This is a genomic window from Parabacteroides sp. AF14-59 (assembly GCF_003479515.1).
Classification (GTDB): Bacteria; Bacteroidota; Bacteroidia; order Bacteroidales; family Tannerellaceae; genus Parabacteroides; species Parabacteroides faecis.
Genome location: NZ_QUHH01000005.1, coordinates 51,881 through 69,442, shown reverse-complemented (window position 1 = coordinate 69,442; position 17,562 = coordinate 51,881). Strand labels below are relative to the sequence as shown.

Sequence of the window (17,562 nt, the reverse complement as noted above, 5' to 3'; positions counted from 1 at the left end):
TTATAAATCTCTTTTATCCTATCGCCCCACCCTCGTCCCAATCGGAATCGGTTATTTCCGAGACGATGATTTTGTCTTCGTAGACCGTTACCAGGATTTCGAATTCCTGCTCCACATTACGATCCATGTTCATCGGTTTTTTCGAAAAAAAACGATGTAGATCGAGGTCACCGATGATACACTCGTCATTCCGCCACAGGCTCCATAGCTGGTGAGTGTCGGAAGTGTACCGGAAAGTGACGAAATCGCCTATCACTTCACCATCGTAACTCATTGCGGCACGTGTCTCGTGGCTGATCTCGGAAGTTCCGATATACGGCACCGTATAGCTACCTCCCGAAGTGAACGGCTCACTCTCCCAGCCCTTCATGAAACCATACTCCGATGCCAGCCCTTTCATACGCATCCGGTAAGTGCCTCCCTCCGGCGGGGCATCCGCCATCCATTGTACCGTCACATGCAATGATGCATGCGCATGCGAGAGATAGACACGTCGGCGAAACATTTTCCCTTCCTCTACATGGAAAGACAGATAGCCGTAATAGAGTCGACCCGTATTGCGGCGGTAGGCCGGTGGAGCCTCGGCTGTAACAGCGCTAAGTGTCATATCTGCAAGGTGACGATCGGTCAGCGGCTGTACATCCAGGTCATCACTGCCGTCTTCTGCCAGGTTGCCCCAGAGAACGACGGTATAGTCACCCTCTTCCAGATTTCCCTGCCAACTGCGGATTGTGTCACCCCGCAAAGTAACCACACTGAGAAGATCACCTCTTTCATCAAAAAGATACTGGCGGAGATTGTCTACATAGACCGGAAGCATATTTTCACTGCTGTTGCCTGCATACCAGTAATCAAGCCGTGTCGTATACGGACAGACACCCGGTTCATCGCCAAATGTGCAACCGCATAAGACCACCGCCAGCAACAGGTATGCTATCTCCACCATCTTATTCATTCCACCTCCGTTTTATCCTCTTCATAACGAACGATCACCTCGATGCGCCGCAGCTTCGGAAAAAAATGTCTCAGCATATCTTTATAGGGAGAACCTCCCTGCAATTCCATTAAATACTTTTCCCGTCCGTTGAAAATACCATAGCGGGATATTACGCGCAAGGCGGCATCACGGTAAGGAGGATTATCACGCATCAAAAGATCCACCAACCCCTCCCAGTCTTCCGCCACCGATGAGACCTTGACAAGTCCGCGGGGAACGCCGTACATACTACGCAGGTAAATGGAGAAGAAACGCGAACGGGCTTCAGCAAGACGTTCGTTATCCCCATAATTACCGTCAGGCGAGCAATAACCGCAGATACGGATGGACTTGACAGATGTAAAATGCGTTCTCTGTAGGGGGGCAATCAACCGGTCAATCTTGTCGATCTCATAACGGTTGTTTTTTAGGTCGGGATGAATATCGTCCTTTCCAATCGGGTAATCAAAATAGAGTACCACACTCTCAGTAGTTGCAGATGCTACTTTTGACGTTGAAACCATTGTTGACTTTGGTCTTGTAACAGCTGCCGGTTCCGGTTTTACGACTTTCGGTTTCACTGCTTCTTCCGGATGCGGTTTCATCTTTACAACAGGCAATTGAGGAATACCTGCCACAGCAGACAAACCCAAATCGCATTGCAGCGTATCTACCGCCAAGAGTTCATTGCCGCAACATTCACGACTTTCCTGTTTCAATAGCAACATGGCATGCCGCATCCATGAGGCATAAGGTATGGAAATATGGTAAGTGATATTTTTAGAAACATTCCGGCTGTCACGGATACGAAGATAAGGAACAGTACATTCTTTACAGAGAGAAAGTGCTGCCTCCCGACGATCCTGACGATCGCGTATCGAGCCGCTGATTACAACGGCAGGTAAAGAAAGCTGTTGCTTCCCCTCTCCCAATAATTGCGGCGTAAAGATAAAGGCCCTGCTACGCCCCACCCTCACCTCGTTCAAATCCATTCGGAGTTGTACATGCAGGCTGTCGTTCTTCACTGATATCCGTTGCGGAACGATACGGATACCCTGCGCTTTCATGCAACCGGCAGGCAGCAGGAAAAGGTAAACGATATATACATATATATTATATAGTAGAACTTGTTTCATCAGCTAAAAGATTTAACGTAAGAAATAGATCACGGAGAAACCAAGACGGGTAGGCCCGAAATAATTACGGGTATAAGCTCCGACAGGTTCGGCACATTCCGAGCACCGATATTTGGTGTACTTCATCGAAACATAACCACAACCGAGAAAGGCTTCCACGCCCCAACGGTCACCGAACGCCCAGTGGTAGCCGTAGGTGAGACCACCGCCATACAGGTCTCCCCTCAATACATTATCCCTCAACCCCGAAATGAACGGGAGCATTCCAATGTTAAAGTGACCGTAATGACCATGTACACCCACAAAATGACCCTCGAACTTACGGCAGGGCCAGAAACGGATTTCTGGTTGTACCAGATAAAGATTCAATTTCATTTCATTGGAAAACTTCCATGCATTATAGGCGCCCCACAAGTCGACGGAGAAACGACGTCCCAATCCCAGCTCCACTCCACCATTGGGCGTAGTCGTTGCCCAATACAGCACATTCGTTTTCAATACGCTCTGCTGTCCCCATAAACTTGGGACAGAGGAGAGAAGAAATATGATAGATAATAGCGGTAAATAAAGAGCCCTATACATTATATTAATACCAGATTAGGTTACCATCTGCACCGGGGCCGTCTCTTGGTAAGAGACGGAACGGTAGAAACAACAACCTGCTACCGGCAACACTTTTAGCTATTTACCCCCGGGCTCTTTATACATAAAAAGCATCCCCGGACAACATTCAAAAAACAAAAATTGGTAAAAGGATTGGACGGACTATTGAAAAGTGATTGTTTTTCATGGGAAAGAAAAGATAATCCGACATTCAATGCAGGAGGAAAAGAAGACAACAATTCATAAACAACAGATTATCAGAAAGAAACAGACCGAGAACAACAAAAAAGAATAGATACAGCCAGCTGAGAGAGAAGCTAAAGCAACCGGCTTTCTTTCTTAATTTTTGTAATGATATTCATAAACACAATGAATATTAAGGCTGGTTATGCGAAAAAACATAGGTGCCAATAACGTATATATAAAAAAGAGTTAGTACATTTGCGAAGTTTTAACACAAACTGCCTTCACCGTTCCGTCTCTTACCAAGAGACAGAATTCCCCTTACAGGACAACTCCACGGGGTAGCCTTGATTTACAATTTCTTCCTAATATAACTATCTCATTGGCACGGTCGATCTGCGAGGTATTCCGGTAGGCTATATAAATACGTGTCGTTTTAACAGACTCATGGCCCATGCCTTTCGAGATCAGTTCTTCGGATATACCTTTTTCCAGGGCCACGCTTGCCCAGCTATGCCGTGCTGTATAAGTGGATAGGTCCGACCCGACCAAACTTCCCAACTTTTTCAGACGCTTATTCTGAAGACGGAGCGCACTTTCATACTCCTTTCGGGAGGGAGTGGCACTTTTCAGTACCGGAAACAGATAGGGACTCGAAGCATCCCGGTAACGCGACAGAAGCTGTTTCATCACAGGTAACAATTGTATTTGTAGTTCCTGACCGGTTTTACGCCGGACATAAACGATCTTACCGCCACGGATATTCTCACGCCTTAAGTGGGCCAGGTCGACAAAAGCCATTCCACGGGCATAGTAAGAGAAAAGGAATAGGTCGCGGCAAAGGGACAGTCCCGGAGACGGCAGTGGCAGGGCGGCAAGTTCAAGGATTACTTTTTCCTCCACCGCACGTTTACGCGTTTTCTCAATACGGGTATGAACATGGCTGAAAAGCATCGGAACCGCTTCCACCAGACCTTCCCTGACCGCACGGTTCAGGACGGAACGCAGCACGCGAAGATAAAAAGAGACCGTATTGGCACAAAGTCCCGTACCGAACAAATAAGATTCATATTCTTTCACGAGAACAGGGTCCAGTTCATCCAGGCGCAAGTCACTGCCTTGACGGAAACGGAGAAAAGAATTCAGTGTGCTCCGGTAATGACGGGCCGTTTGATCCTTACCTACGGCAAACAGTTCCCCAATCAGTTTCTCCACATATTTTGTCAGGTTGGAAACCGTGAACCGTTCCTTACACGCTGCCACGATATCGTCCAGCGTAAACACTTTCTTCTTCTCCATCGAGCAGACCACCTGACGGACCGTACGGCAATCACGGACCAGATGTTCGCGCATGACGCGCAACTCTTCACTCCGTTCCACCTCACTTCCGACAGGAGTATGCACCTCTTCCCTTTCACTTAGCCATTCACCAGCGGAGACGCGGTAGGGTAACCGGATCTTCCGCGTTTCACGACGGTAAATCAGCTGCACGTAAAGCGGCATGCGCTTTTCTTCGGATACGGATATACCTCTTTTAATTTTTACTGAGACTGTATACATAGACTTCTTTCATTTAGTTGTTCAATATAACAAAATGAAAGAAGCTTTGATCAATGATTCGTTCCTTCAAACAGATCGTGATCCTCTTTCCGCTGAGTAGTCTTGGCTTTGAAGTTATTGAATGTATAACTCAAAGTCAAGGTGATAAGCGGATAATTCGGACGGATACGGGTGATGGATTGTAAGTCTGAAGTAGTTATCTTACTTACATAACGGGCAGAATTGAATACGTCGCGGAAGGCAAGTGTAGCCGACAGTTTACGATTCATCAATTGCTGGCGGAGAGCAAGATTCACATACCAGAAAGCATCCGTTCGCCCCTGTGTGGTAACCGACGGGCCAACAAAATTCCCATCCAACTGGATACGGGTCGATTTTCCCAGATCGAAAGCATTATTCCAGATAATATCGTAATTAGTACTTTTCTCGTTCGTTCCATCCTGTTTGTATTGGTTCTTTACCTTATAATGATATAAACTACCATTCAGGTTCATGTTCCACCAGCGGGTCAGCTGAACTTGACCGCTCAACTCCAGTCCGGTTGAATAATCATGTCCCACATTTGCCATAGAATCCAATGTCACGCCAGCCTGATAAGGAACACGTAACCGTTCTATCTTATCTTTCCGGCTACGGTGAAACACAGTGGCGGAAACCGTATGGTCGCCGATATTCTTCTTATAGTTTAGCTCAAAAGAGTTGATATATTCCGAACGGATATCCGGGTTACCGATCTCGGCCGAATAATAGTCACGATACGTAATATAAGGCTCCATAAAGAAAAGCTCCGGACGCGTGATACGGCGTGAATAGGATGCCATCAGTTTATGATCTTTCGGGAAAGTATATCCCAGGTGAACCGAAGGGAAAAACTCGAATTTATTATATTCACGGTTCTTTCCGGGAATCGAACTGCGGAGAACACGATGTGTATGTTCCCCTCTTACACCAGCCTGGAAATCGAACGACTTATAACTGTCGCCGACAATGGCATAGATCGAATTGATGCCGTGCTGAAAATAAAAAGTATTGTAGATATCATCCCTCCAGTAAAACTCCTGCTTCTCGGGACTCCAGAACTGCATACTGTAATCGCCGTCCTCCAGATAGGAGAAATACTGATAACCGGCCTCGATATGTCCGGTTTTACTATACGGATACAGGTAATCGAGATTTCCACGTACTGTCCAGCGGTGTTCGTCTTCCCAGGCACGATGCCCCTGCTCGCGCTCATTATTCTTATTGAAGAGGTCGCTCTGGAAATATTCCATCGCATTGCCACCGTATTTCAGATAAAAACTTCCTGTAAGTTGATGTCCCTGGTCATTGAATTTATGGTCGAAACCGACACTTCCCTGGAAATATGTTTCATGCAGGTCGTAATCGTCGCGGCTGTAATAATCTCCGTTCTCGAAAGGCTTCTTATCGACAACACGTTCTTCCGTATAGTCCAGGTCACCGTTACGGGTACGGCCCCCGTAGCCACCTTCCAGGTCGGCATTGAATGTTGTATGAGGCAAAGTATACATCCAACCGGCTTTCAACGAGTAATTGAAATTATTACTCTCACGCGGTCCGTTCGAATGGGAGGTCGTTGCCGTATCGGCTACGATCGTCGTCTTTTCCTGGTCGAAATCACTCTTTCGCAAACGGTCGGTCCAGCCTCCGCCGAAATACCATCGGGAAGATTTATTCTGTTGGGTAAGCAGGAAATCGACTCCTCTTGAAAGGAAAGTACTTCCCGTCAGGTTCACCATTCCGCTGAATCCGTGTTGCGCATGCTTCTTGGTAATGATATTGATAATCCCGACATCGCCTCCCGTATCGTGGCGGGCAGACGGGGTGGTGATGATCTCTATATTTTCGATATGTCCGGAAGGAATCTGTTCCAAAGCCTGAGTTCCGCTGAAAACACTCGGCTTACCGTCCACATAAACGGTAAAGCCTGTACTTCCACGGAAAGAGACTTCCCCCTCTGCATCCACACGGATAGAAGGTGTATTTTCGAGGATATCGACCGCCGTCCCTCCGCTCGCCAGCATATTCGAAGAGGCTTCGATCACTTTTTTGTCGAGTTTATATATCACCTGCTTCTTCTGTGCCACGACCTCTACTTCCGCCAGTCCGACTTCCAGCGGCTTCATAGCGATCGTTCCCAGATCGACAGTAGCCGACGACGATGCCAGCACAATATCCGGACGGGTAAACAAATCATATCCTACCAGCCGGATCATCAGGCTATATTCTCCGTTCTTCACATCTGCGATACCAAAACTTCCGTCCCTGTCAGGCAAAGCATGGAACACAGGATTACTGTCTCCCTTTTTAAACAGGAGCACATCCGCAAAATCTAATGGCTGATTTGTTCCGGCATCCACAATTTTCCCTTTGATACGGGATATCGGAGCAGCGGAAACAGACAGACTAAAACACAATAAGGCCACAATGAGATAAAAACACTTCTTCATTCTCTTCACATCAGTCGTTGTTAACAATCCCGCGAAGATAATATATTCATTGCAGCCATGCAATTATTTATGTGTTTTCTCTAATAAAGAAAGATATTCACCATATCCTTCCGCTTTCATCTTATCTTTAGGGATGAAACGTAGCGAAGCACTATTTATGCAATAACGCAAGCCCCCTGACTCTGCCGGACCATCGGTAAAAACATGCCCCAGGTGCGCGTCACCTGTATGGCTGCGCACTTCCACACGCGTCATACCATGCGAAGTATCCAGTTTTTCCTTTACCAGTTTTTTGTCGATCGGTTTCGAGAAACTGGGCCAACCGCAGTCAGAATCGAATTTATCGGTAGAGATGAATAAAGGTTCACCTGTCGTAATGTCGACATAAATACCTTCACGAAATTCATTCCAATATTCGTTACGGAAAGGATGTTCGGTTGCATTCTTCTGGGTTACTGCATACTGTTCATCGGTCAATATATTCCGTAAGGCTGCATCGTCCGGCTTTTGATAAGTTGTCTTTTCCATTGTCACTTTCTCCTTTTTATTAGAATTCATATTTTTTCTGTCTTGAGCAAAACCTGGCAACTGATATAAAAACATATATATAATAATCAAATACTTCATATCCCTATCCACTATATCTTTATTTTACAGGAAACAATCCATACCAGTATTTGGTTGATGACCAAACTCGGATTTGGCAGGCGGATATGTATTATAGTATCAATGTTTCTACTATTTTTGTACTAAAATCAGGTATTAGGTAAACATATAAACAAACTTTCCGGTTTATATTACAGTGGGATTTTGTGTTTAGTAAAAACCATCTTAATAACTTTTTATGATAACAACTCTTATTATTCTGGCCTTGTCGGCAGTTTTTTTTGTTAATGGGAAAATACGTTCAGACCTCGTTGCACTATGTGCCCTGGTCTTATTAATGGTGTTCAATATCCTGACTCCTGAAGAGGCACTTTCAGGTTTTTCCAACTCCGTCGTTATTATGATGGTCGGTCTGTTTGTGGTAGGCGGTGCGATCTTCAAGACCGGCCTGGCCAAAATGATCGGCAGTAAAATATTGCAGCTGGCAGGTACCAGCGAGATTAAACTTTTCATTCTGATCATGTTGGTAACAGCCTTTATCGGGGCGTTCGTCAGCAACACAGGAACCGTTGCCCTTATGCTACCTATCGTTGTTAGTATGGCTGTAAATGCCAATATCAGCCCGAGCCGTTTCCTGATGCCTTTAGCATTCGCAAGTAGTATGGGAGGTATGGCGACTCTGATCGGTACCCCTCCCAACCTCGTTGTACAGGAAGCACTTTCCAATGCAGGCTATAAAGACCTGTCCTTCTTTTCGTTCACTCCAATCGGTATCGTCTGTATAACTGTCGGTGTCATTATTCTGATCCCGCTCAGCAAATGGTTCCTCTCCAAAAAAGAAGATACTAAAAAGAACGATGCGTCTACCGGACGTTCACCGCAGGAACTGGCAAACAAGTATAGCCTTTCCGATAATCTGTACCGTGTACGTGTCCATAAAGATTCACGAATACGGAACAAGAAACTACAGGAATTGAATATCACCAGTCTATACAATCTGACAATTCTGGAGATCAGGCGTAAATCTTCCTCACAGAGCCGTTTCATGAAAACAGTCGACCAGAAACTGGCCGGTCCCGACACAGAAATACAGGAAGAAGATATATTATATGTATTCGGCAGCTTCGATAATATTAATAAGTTCGTTGAAGAAAACCATTTGGACCTAACCGAATCCAAGGTCTCCGAATTTACCGGTGATAATGAAAAACTAAGTGTCCGTGAAATCGGGATTGCAGAAGTTTTATTGATGCCCGATTCCAAGCTGATCAACAGGGCTGTCAAAGATTCCGGTTTCCGCGATAAATATTCCGTCAATATCCTGGGAATAGAACGGGGTAACGAATATATCCTATCCGATGTAAAGGATGTAAAGATGCACGCGGGAGATCTTCTGCTGATACAAGGGAACTGGGATGATATTGCCCGCATGAGCAAAAAACAATCGCAATGGGTAGTATTGGGACAACCTGTCGAAGAAGCATCCAAAGTCACACTCGACTACAAAGCACCTGTTGCTGCCGGTATCATGATCCTGATGATCGCTGCCATGGTTTTCGATTTTATACCTATTCCACCTGTCGCAGCCGTACTGATAGCTGCTATATTAATGGTACTGACCGGTTGTTTTCGGAACGTAGAAGATGCATATAAAACGATCAATTGGGAAAGCATTGTCCTGATTGCCGCCATGTTACCGATGTCGCTGGCACTGGAAAAGACAGGAGCCTCGTCGCTGATCTCTGAAAAGCTGGTTGGCGGCCTGGGTAATTACGGACCACTTGTCCTGATGGCGGGTATCTATTTCACAACTTCACTACTGACGATGTTTATCAGTAATACCGCAACGGCCGTACTGGTAGCACCTATTGCTTTACAGTCAGCCCTTTCTATAGGCGTAAGTCCTTATCCGTTCCTGCTTGCCGTAACGGTCGGAGCCAGTATGTGTTTTGCCTCGCCATTCTCTACACCGCCCAATGCGCTTGTGATGTCGGCAGGTAAGTATACATTTATGGATTATGTAAAAGTCGGATTACCTCTGCAGATTATTATGGGAATTATTATGATCTTTGTGCTGCCTTTAATATTTCCGTTTTAAACATTAGCGGACACTTATTAGTTTTATATTTGTACGACAAAAAGAAAAGTATGAAGATTCCTTTTAAACCAATTAAAATAGAGGATAAAGAACTTATAACATCATTTATTTATCCTCATAACTATCGTAATTGCGATTATTCGTTTGCCAACATTTGCAGCTGGCGCTTTCTGTATGAAACCGAATTTGCCATTGTCGATGGTTTTCTGCTGATCCGTTTTTGGATAGAAGATAAAAGCCGTCTCGTTTACATGACACCTGCCGGAAAGGGAGACCTGAAGCACGCGCTGGAATTACTCGAAGCAGACTCCCTGGCACATGGACACCCGCTTTGCATGTTGGGAGTCACACCGGATGCCAAAGATATACTGGAGCAAGCATTGCCCGGCGGGTTCTTCTATATTCCCGAACGCGATTATTTCGATTATATCTACCTGCGTGAAGATCTGGCATTGCTGAAAGGTAAAAAGTATCAATCGAAGCGCAATCATATTAATAATTTCAAAAAAAGATATGAATACGAATATGCGCCTATCACTCCCGATCTGATCCAACAATGCCTGAAACTGGAATGTACCTGGTATAAGGCCAACAAAACGGAAGACGATGCCGAAGATCTGAACTACGAACGTATTTCCATGACGTATGCGCTTAATCACTTCGACGAACTGGGACTACTCGGAGGCGCATTGCTGGTAGACGGAAAAGTGATCGCCTTCACCTTCGGAGCACCGATCAACCATGATACATTCGGAGTTCATGTAGAAAAAGCGGATGTGAACTATGAGGGTGCTTACACTGTTATCAATCAGGAATTCGCATCGCGCCTGCCGGAAAAATTCATCTACGTTAACCGCGAAGAGGACCTCGGTATCCCGGGATTGCGGAAAGCAAAACTTTCTTATAACCCGGTCATACTATTAGAAAAGAGTGCCGCGATTAAGAAAACGCAAAATAATAAACAAGATGAACAAGCAGCAAATAATCGATCTATGGCGTCTCTCGTTCAATGATTCAGAAGAGTTCATTCGCCTTTATTTCGACCGGGTGTACAAAGAAGAGAATACACTGGTCATCGAAAAGAACGGACAGGTGGTATCTGCCTTACAGATGCTGCCTTACACAATGACTTATTATGGTACAGAGATATCCGTAGCTTATATCTCCGGCGCCTGTACCCTCCCCTCCATGCGGGGTAAAGGACTGATGCGGGAACTCCTGCAGAATGCATTTGAGGAAATGAAATACCGTTCGGTTGCCGTAACGGCTCTGATCCCTGCTGATCCCTGGTTGTTCGACTACTACCGTGTACAAGGATATACGGAAGCGTTCGATTATTCCGAAGAAGTTTACACACGCCCGGAAACTCCCGTTTATGCACCCGAGATCACGGTCGTTCCGCCGGAAGTTCCTTCCATCGATAAATTATATGCGTATTTCAACCGGAAACTCCGTGAAAGAAAATGTTGTGTACTGCATACCCAGGATGATTTTATAACAATACTGCGCGATTTGCAACTGGACGGAGGACAAATGCTTACCGCATTGAATGAAAAAGACCAGCCGATCGGCATGGCTTTCGTTCTTTCACCGGACAACACACTTCCGGAAGAGAAAAAGCAGGTGTATGTAAAAGAATTCTTCTACGATGACGACCGGGTGGCAAATCTTTTGTTGCAGGAAGCGACCCTACAAAACAATGTAAATCGGGCAACCTACAAAACCCCTCCGGTCATACCGGCAACCCGTCCTTTCGGGATGGCCCGAGTTATCGACACCGAAAGGTTAAGACATCACTGGCTGTCTACACATAAGGATAGTCCCTTAACGGAGCAGAATCTGAAGGATATGGATATTCAAACATTTACCCGGATCGTCATGGGATACCCGAACCGGGAAGCATATATGAGTCTGATGCTGGATTAATCCGGCATCAGACTTCAATCAATCATAAGCGACTTCAAAAATATCACCTTTTTGCATGTCCACTCTTACGATACCGTAAGGGAGAGTGATCGGATCGAAGTATCTTCTTATTCTTATAATACTTCTCATGTCCGGTCCGTTCGGGTAACTTCAACTTCAAGGTATTATCGGTTGTTGCAGTAATCTGCGCATGCTTAACAGCCCCATTGTTCCAAGACAGATCAACCTGAAAACCACCGCGGGCACATAAACCTTTATAACTGCCCGTATTCCATTCTTCCGGCAAGCATGGAAGGAGTTCCACATATTCTTCGTGGCTCTGGAGCAACATCTCCATAATACCGGCTGCACCGGCTTCGTTACCGTCGAAAACGAATATATCCGTCGGAGCACCGGCAATACCTTTCGGAGAGATCGTCAGCATGTTCTCGCGACTCAGGTCGTTTATTAATCCCAACACACTTTCACTGGCTTTTTTGCTATCCTTCAGGCGGGCAAAGAAATTGATCATATTGGCCCTGCTCCATTCCACGTCCTCCCAATCGGCTGCATTCAGACGGCGGTCGATAGTCACAGCAGCGGCTTTCGCCCATTCGGGCGTTTCTTCCGGCGTTATCTGTGCATAAGGATACAAAGCAAGCAGATGGCTGGTATGCCGGTGATTAGGGACGGCCTCCTCATAGTCTTCCTGCCACTCCTGAAGCTGACCGTATTTCCCTATTTTAAAAGGAGGCAACCGGTCGATTGCATCGATCACACGTCCTCTTAATTCTTCATCTACCTGTAATAACTCGGCTGCACTCTGGCAGGCATTCAATATCTCATAAACGATCACCCTGTCACAAGTCGGCATCATGGAAAGCGGCAACTGTTTGCCGTTCCAAAGGAATGCATTTTCGGGTGAAGTAGACGGACCGGTGACCAGATAACCGCTATTTGGGTCTTCTATCATATAGTCGAGGAAGAATAATGCCGACTGTTTCAGAATCGGATAGGCTCTCAACAGGAACACTTCATCGTTTGTAAAGCGGTAATAATCCCACAGGTGAGTTGCCAGCCATGCACCACCCGTAGGATGAAGCCCCCAGCCTGTTCCCCAGCCCGGAGCCGTAAATCCCCAGACATTCGCCATCGTATGAGCTACCCAGCCGTCACAACCATAAACCGTCTTAGCCGTTTTTGCCCCGGCTTCGGCCAATGTACCTATATAATTGAACAGGGGAACATTACATTCACCAAGGTTACCGATATTGGCAGCCCAGTAATTCTGTTGTGTATTGATATCCAGATGGTAGTCGCAACTCCATTCCATGTTACAAGCCAGATTATCGTTCCATATTCCCTGAAGATTGGCTGGTAACGGAGAATTTTCCCGTGATGCGGAGATCAGCAGATAACGTCCGTACTGGCAAAACAGGGCAATCAGATCCGGGTCGTTATTCCCTTCTTTCAGTAACTTCAGGCGTTCATCTGTAGCTATATCATTTTTAGCTGTGCCCAAAGAAAGACTGACACGGTTGAACAGACGGCCAAAATCCGCTTCATGTTCTTGCATTAATGCTTCAACTCCTTTCTTTCCGGCATTTTCCACTGTAGATAAAACCACTTCCTTCATATCTCCCGGCACAAAATCCGTACGAAGGTCTGCTATAAGGACTACTTCATCGGCATTTTCCACAGACAGGCTTTCCTTATTCTGTCTGATAATCCCTCCTTCCGTCAGGACTTTCACTTTCCCGTAGAAGTTTACACCACCGGGACCAAAAGTTGGAAAATCGACCTGGCCGGAAAAAGAAATGGCATCTCCTTCCGTCGTTACAACGGATTTCCTTAACGGATTCAAACCGACTTCCAGATTCTGTTTTCCTTTCTCCGAGGCTCTAAGACGTACCACCAGGACATTAGCCGGATTAGAACAAAAATATTCACGAATATAGGTCACGCCATCCTGCTGATAGGTTACGGATGCAACACCCCTGGCAAGATCAAGCGAACGGATATAACTTTCTGTTGCTCCGCCACTTTGCCTGAAAGTCAGTTCTATATCACCGAAAGGGACATGCGTTCCGAAAGAATTGCGAACGCCGACCAGCTTTTCTGAAGCCAGGGCGTTCCCTTCCTCCAGTTTACCATCCAGAAACATCTGCTGTATATCCCGCCATGCCTCTTTTCCGAAAGGCTTCTCCTGTTCCGGGTCAGGCTGTCCGGACCAGAGCGTGATCTCATTGAAGGCTATATTGTCTTTTTCTATGCCCCCGAATACCATTCCGCTCAACCGCCCGTTACCGATGGGCAACGACCTCATCCAGTCGTCCGAAGGTTCGTCATACCACATCTTCACAGGGCTTTCCTGTGCGGACAGACCTTGCACCAGTAGTCCGAAACTAAAAACCAGACACAACCATTTCTTTTTCATAATAATACTCTTAACACGATTCGTTCCTTTTCTTTTCCAATGCCAGTTTATAAAGCTCATCCTGAAGAACAACATATTGCCCTAAATAACTTTCTTCCATCATTCCGCCGGATTCGCTCGCTCCGTTTGTTTCAATAAACAGGCTGATCCGTTTACTCATTTCTATATACTCATCGAAACCTTCACAGGATGAGTTCAATACGCTGATGATCGTTTTGTATCTCGGGGTATCCATAATAATCTAATTTATTTTAATTCAACAATACACAAAGATACTATTTTCTCTAAACCAAAGCCGATTCAGTCTTGTTTTTATCGAGCTTATGAAGGTAAACTGGAGGATATTAAAGCTGAAACTGGTGGATGCCAGGCTCTATTTCGTGAGCCTTATTGTAGGGTTGCTTACCGGGTTGGTAGCAGTTCCTTACCATTATTTATTACAACTTTTCTACAACTACCGGAAAGATTTCTTTGAATCGTCGCCTCCCTGGTATCTTCACGTTATCGCATTTTTCGTTTTCTGGGGTGTACTTATTTTCGTCTCCTGGCTGGTGAAACGCTGGCCTTATATATCAGGCGGAGGTATTTCGCAGACGCGAGGGGCAATCAACGGCAGGATCGTTTACAAACATTCCCTACGGCAGTTACTGGCTAAGTTTGCCGGTGGAGTACTGACGCTGAGCAGCGGTCTTTCCATGGGACGTGAGGGGCCGTCCGTCCAGATGGGATCGTACATTGGGGACCTGGTCGGTAAATGGGGACATATCCTGAGTGGCGAACGGAAGCAATTGCTGGCAGCAGGCGCAGGTGCGGGATTGGCGGCTGCTTTTGCCGCTCCATTAGCTGCGGCTACCCTGGTTATCGAATCGATAGAACGTTTCGATGCTCCCAAGACAGCCATCACAACCATTCTGGCAGGGGTCGTTGCCGGAGGCATCGCCAATATGATATTCCCTATCAACCCTTATCACGAAATAAATGCGGTCGCCCCGGACCTTTCGTTCGAAGTACAGCTCAAACTATTTCTGTTGTTTGCCGTTATCGTATCCGTTTTCGGTAAGTTCTACTCATTGCTAATGCTTTATGTCAAAAGGTTGTATCCTGCCGTAAAGCAGCCTGAATATATTAAGCTACTGGGATTACTGATCATGGCTTATACCATCTCACTGACATTGACAGACCTGACCGGCGGCGGTGAACAGTTCCTGATGCAACAGGCATTAGGTGGAAAAGAGAGCATCTTATGGATTACCGGAATGATGTTGCTGCATATGGTGTTCACTGTCTACTCGTTTTCATCCGGACTGCCGGGAGGTAGTTTTATTCCGACATTGGTCACCGGCGGACTATTAGGAAAAATCTGTGCTTTGTTACTGGTACAACAGGGGGTTATAGCGCCGGAAAATATCAGCTATGTCATGCTGATCGGGATGGCAGCCTTTCTGGTTGCCGTCGTGCGCACCCCTATCACTGCCATTATTCTGATCACGGAGATTACCGGACATTTCGAGGTATTCTACCCTTCGATCGTTGTCGGAGGACTAACTTATTATTTCACGGAACTTCTGGAGATAAAACCTTTCAACGTCATGTTTTACGAAGAGATGATCAAAAAGCCGATCTTCCAGGAAGAAAAACGGCTAAAGCTCGATGTTGAAGTGATGGCAGGTTCTTATTTCGACGGGAAACAAGTAAACACACTGCACCTACCAAACAACTGTATCATCATTAACATCCACCGTGACCGCAAGGACTTCCCTCCTGCCGGCCAAACTATCCTGCCCGGCGACCAGCTTACGCTCGAGATCGACGCGCAGGATATTGAAAAATTATACGAGCCGTTGGTGAGTATGGCGAATATTTATTGAATTTATTCGTTTATGCAAAGAACAATATCAGTAACTGTGCAGTCAATACACGCAGGAACATTGTCAGCGGATAGACTGTTGCATAGCCTACAGAAGGAGCATCATTTCCGGCCGTTGCATTAGAATAAGCCAATGCAGGCGGGTCGGTCGTACTACCGGCAATCAGCCCCATTAACGTGAAATAATTCACTTTGCAGAAATAACGGCCGATGCAACCGATGATAAGCAAAGGCACAGTAGTAATAATAAACCCATAACCAATCCAGGCGAAACCTCCATTGTTTACGATCGTATCGACAAAACCGTCTCCTGCACTGATACCGACACAGGCAAGGAATAGAGTAATACCGATCTCACGCAACATCAGGTTGGCACTTTGGGTTGTATAGGTGATTAACTTATACTTATATCCGAAACGGCTGATCAGAATAGCTACGATCAGCGGACCGCCTGCCAATCCAAGTTTTACCGGCTGGGGAATACCAGGGAAAGTGATAGGAATACTTCCCAGAATAATACCTAAAGCAATTCCGACAAAGATAGTGATCAGGTTCGGTTCGTTCAGGCGTTTCATAGAGTTACCTAACACCTTTTCTACATTCGTTACAGCAGTTTCAGTACCCACAACATTCACACGGTCGCCTACCTGAAGCGTCAAAGCCGGAGTTGCCACTAGATCCACACCGGCACGATTAATACGCGTTATATTGATACCGTATAACTGGCGCAGCTTCAACTGACCTAATCGTTTTCCATTCAGTTCCGGCTTCGTGACCAGGATACGACGGTTGATAAACTGGCTTTCCATGCGGATCCACTGTTTACGTTCCATATCGATCTCTTCACCGATAAATGTTTTAATGGTCTGAGCATCCTGTTCGGTCGTAATGACAAAGACTTTATCGTTCTCTCTTAACAAAACATTGGCCGAAGCAATCTCGATCTGCTTATTATCGTCATGCCAGATACGAGATATAACGAAGTCGCGGTGTTCCAGCAAAGAGGACAACTCGCCGACAGATTTATTGAAAACAGCCGGATTCTTAACAATCAATGAAATAGGTTTAGCTTCATTGGTATGAGAAGCATCCGTTTTGTTCAGATCCTCATTTTCCTTATCGAAAGAAACCCGGAATACATAGCGGATAAAGATAAGAGACAAGATAATCCCGATAACACCCAACGGATAAGCAACCGCATATCCTAATGCAATTGTATTATCTGTAAAGCCGTGCATATCGGAAAAGGCCTGCTGCGCAGCTCCCAGACCTGGTGTATTCGTTACTGCTCCGGATAAAATACCAACCATAGTCGGCATCGGAATACCCGTCACATAATGCAGGATAATAGCTGTCAGTACTCCCAGGAAGACGATTCCGCAGGCTAACATATTCAATGTAATACCACCTTTCTTGAACGAAGAAAAGAATCCCGGACCAACCTGCATACCTACGGAATAGACAAACAAGATCAAACCGAACTCTTTAAAAAAGTGAATCACATTATGATTGATCGTAAAACCAAAATGGCCCAATACAATCCCCACGAACAGAACCAGTGTAATCCCCAGCGATACACCAAACACTTTAATTTTTCCTAACTGAATACCCGCCGCAATAACAAACGACAGCAGCAGGATGGAGTGCCCAATGCCTTCTCCCCATAACAAATCATTGATCCAATTCATAATATTCTATTAAAAAATCTTTTCGCCATTAAATA

The 17,562-nt window shown here is 45.7% G+C and carries 12 protein-coding genes and 1 pseudogene; 4 read left to right on the top strand and 9 right to left on the bottom strand.

The window, feature by feature from the left end; translation table 11 throughout:
- Window positions 1–13: 13 nt before the first annotated feature.
- The 6 genes and pseudogenes from DWW23_RS07515 to msrB form a co-directional block, all read right to left on the bottom strand.
- The gene (locus tag DWW23_RS07515) at window positions 14–955 is read right to left on the bottom strand and encodes a FimB/Mfa2 family fimbrial subunit (protein WP_122352666.1); all 942 of its coding nucleotides are present in this window, start codon (window positions 953–955) and stop codon (window positions 14–16) included.
- Window positions 952–2,112, bottom strand: coding sequence for a DUF3868 domain-containing protein (locus tag DWW23_RS07510; protein ID WP_122352665.1), 1,161 nt, complete (start codon window positions 2,110–2,112; stop codon window positions 952–954). Before DWW23_RS07510 ends, DWW23_RS07515 begins: the two co-directional genes overlap by 4 nt.
- A 12-nt stretch (window positions 2,113–2,124) precedes the next feature.
- Window positions 2,125–2,694, bottom strand: a complete 570-nt coding sequence (locus DWW23_RS07505; protein WP_122352664.1) for a DUF3575 domain-containing protein — start codon at window positions 2,692–2,694, stop codon at window positions 2,125–2,127.
- Window positions 2,695–3,219: 525 nt separating this feature from the next.
- Complete coding sequence (locus DWW23_RS07500) at window positions 3,220–4,458, bottom strand: site-specific integrase (RefSeq protein ID WP_122352663.1); 1,239 nt, start codon at window positions 4,456–4,458, stop codon at window positions 3,220–3,222.
- 50 nt (window positions 4,459–4,508) lie between these two features.
- Window positions 4,509–6,926, bottom strand: coding sequence for an outer membrane beta-barrel family protein (locus tag DWW23_RS07495; RefSeq protein ID WP_122352662.1), 2,418 nt, complete (start codon window positions 6,924–6,926; stop codon window positions 4,509–4,511).
- A 63-nt stretch (window positions 6,927–6,989) separates the two neighbouring features.
- A pseudogene (msrB, locus tag DWW23_RS07490) lies at window positions 6,990–7,448 on the bottom strand (peptide-methionine (R)-S-oxide reductase MsrB); the annotation flags it as partial.
- A 322-nt stretch (window positions 7,449–7,770) separates the two neighbouring features.
- Between msrB and DWW23_RS07485 the strand changes: the two are divergent.
- Genes DWW23_RS07485 through DWW23_RS07475 form a run of 3 tightly spaced genes read left to right on the top strand, consistent with a single transcriptional unit; the run spans window position 7,771 to window position 11,556 of the window.
- Window positions 7,771–9,630, top strand: a complete 1,860-nt coding sequence (locus tag DWW23_RS07485; protein WP_122352660.1) for an SLC13 family permease — start codon at window positions 7,771–7,773, stop codon at window positions 9,628–9,630.
- A 50-nt stretch (window positions 9,631–9,680) separates the two neighbouring features.
- Entirely contained in the window at window positions 9,681–10,643 is a 963-nt protein-coding gene (locus tag DWW23_RS07480; RefSeq protein ID WP_122352659.1) for a DUF2156 domain-containing protein, read from the top strand.
- Entirely contained in the window at window positions 10,597–11,556 is a 960-nt protein-coding gene (locus DWW23_RS07475) for a GNAT family N-acetyltransferase (RefSeq protein ID WP_122352658.1), read from the top strand. Before DWW23_RS07480 ends, DWW23_RS07475 begins: the two co-directional genes overlap by 47 nt.
- A gap of 43 nt (window positions 11,557–11,599) precedes the next feature.
- On the opposite strand, the gene DWW23_RS07470 is transcribed toward DWW23_RS07475, so the two are convergent.
- Together DWW23_RS07470 and DWW23_RS07465 are read right to left on the bottom strand one after the other, a co-directional pair.
- Window positions 11,600–13,972: a glycoside hydrolase N-terminal domain-containing protein gene (locus tag DWW23_RS07470; RefSeq protein WP_158583165.1), complete on the bottom strand. Its 2,373-nt coding sequence runs from the start codon at window positions 13,970–13,972 to the stop codon at window positions 11,600–11,602.
- A 10-nt stretch (window positions 13,973–13,982) separates the two neighbouring features.
- Window positions 13,983–14,207, bottom strand: coding sequence for a hypothetical protein (locus tag DWW23_RS07465; RefSeq protein ID WP_122352656.1), 225 nt, complete (start codon window positions 14,205–14,207; stop codon window positions 13,983–13,985).
- Between the two features lie 88 nt (window positions 14,208–14,295).
- On the opposite strand from DWW23_RS07465, the gene DWW23_RS07460 reads away from it, so the two are divergent.
- On the top strand, window positions 14,296–15,840 hold the full coding sequence (locus tag DWW23_RS07460) for a ClC family H(+)/Cl(-) exchange transporter (RefSeq protein WP_122352655.1): 1,545 nt from the start codon (window positions 14,296–14,298) through the stop codon (window positions 15,838–15,840).
- A gap of 10 nt (window positions 15,841–15,850) precedes the next feature.
- Here DWW23_RS07460 and DWW23_RS07455 read toward each other — a convergent pair whose 3' ends face one another.
- Window positions 15,851–17,527: a putative transporter gene (locus tag DWW23_RS07455; protein WP_122352654.1), complete on the bottom strand. Its 1,677-nt coding sequence runs from the start codon at window positions 17,525–17,527 to the stop codon at window positions 15,851–15,853.
- Window positions 17,528–17,562: the final 35 nt, after the last annotated feature.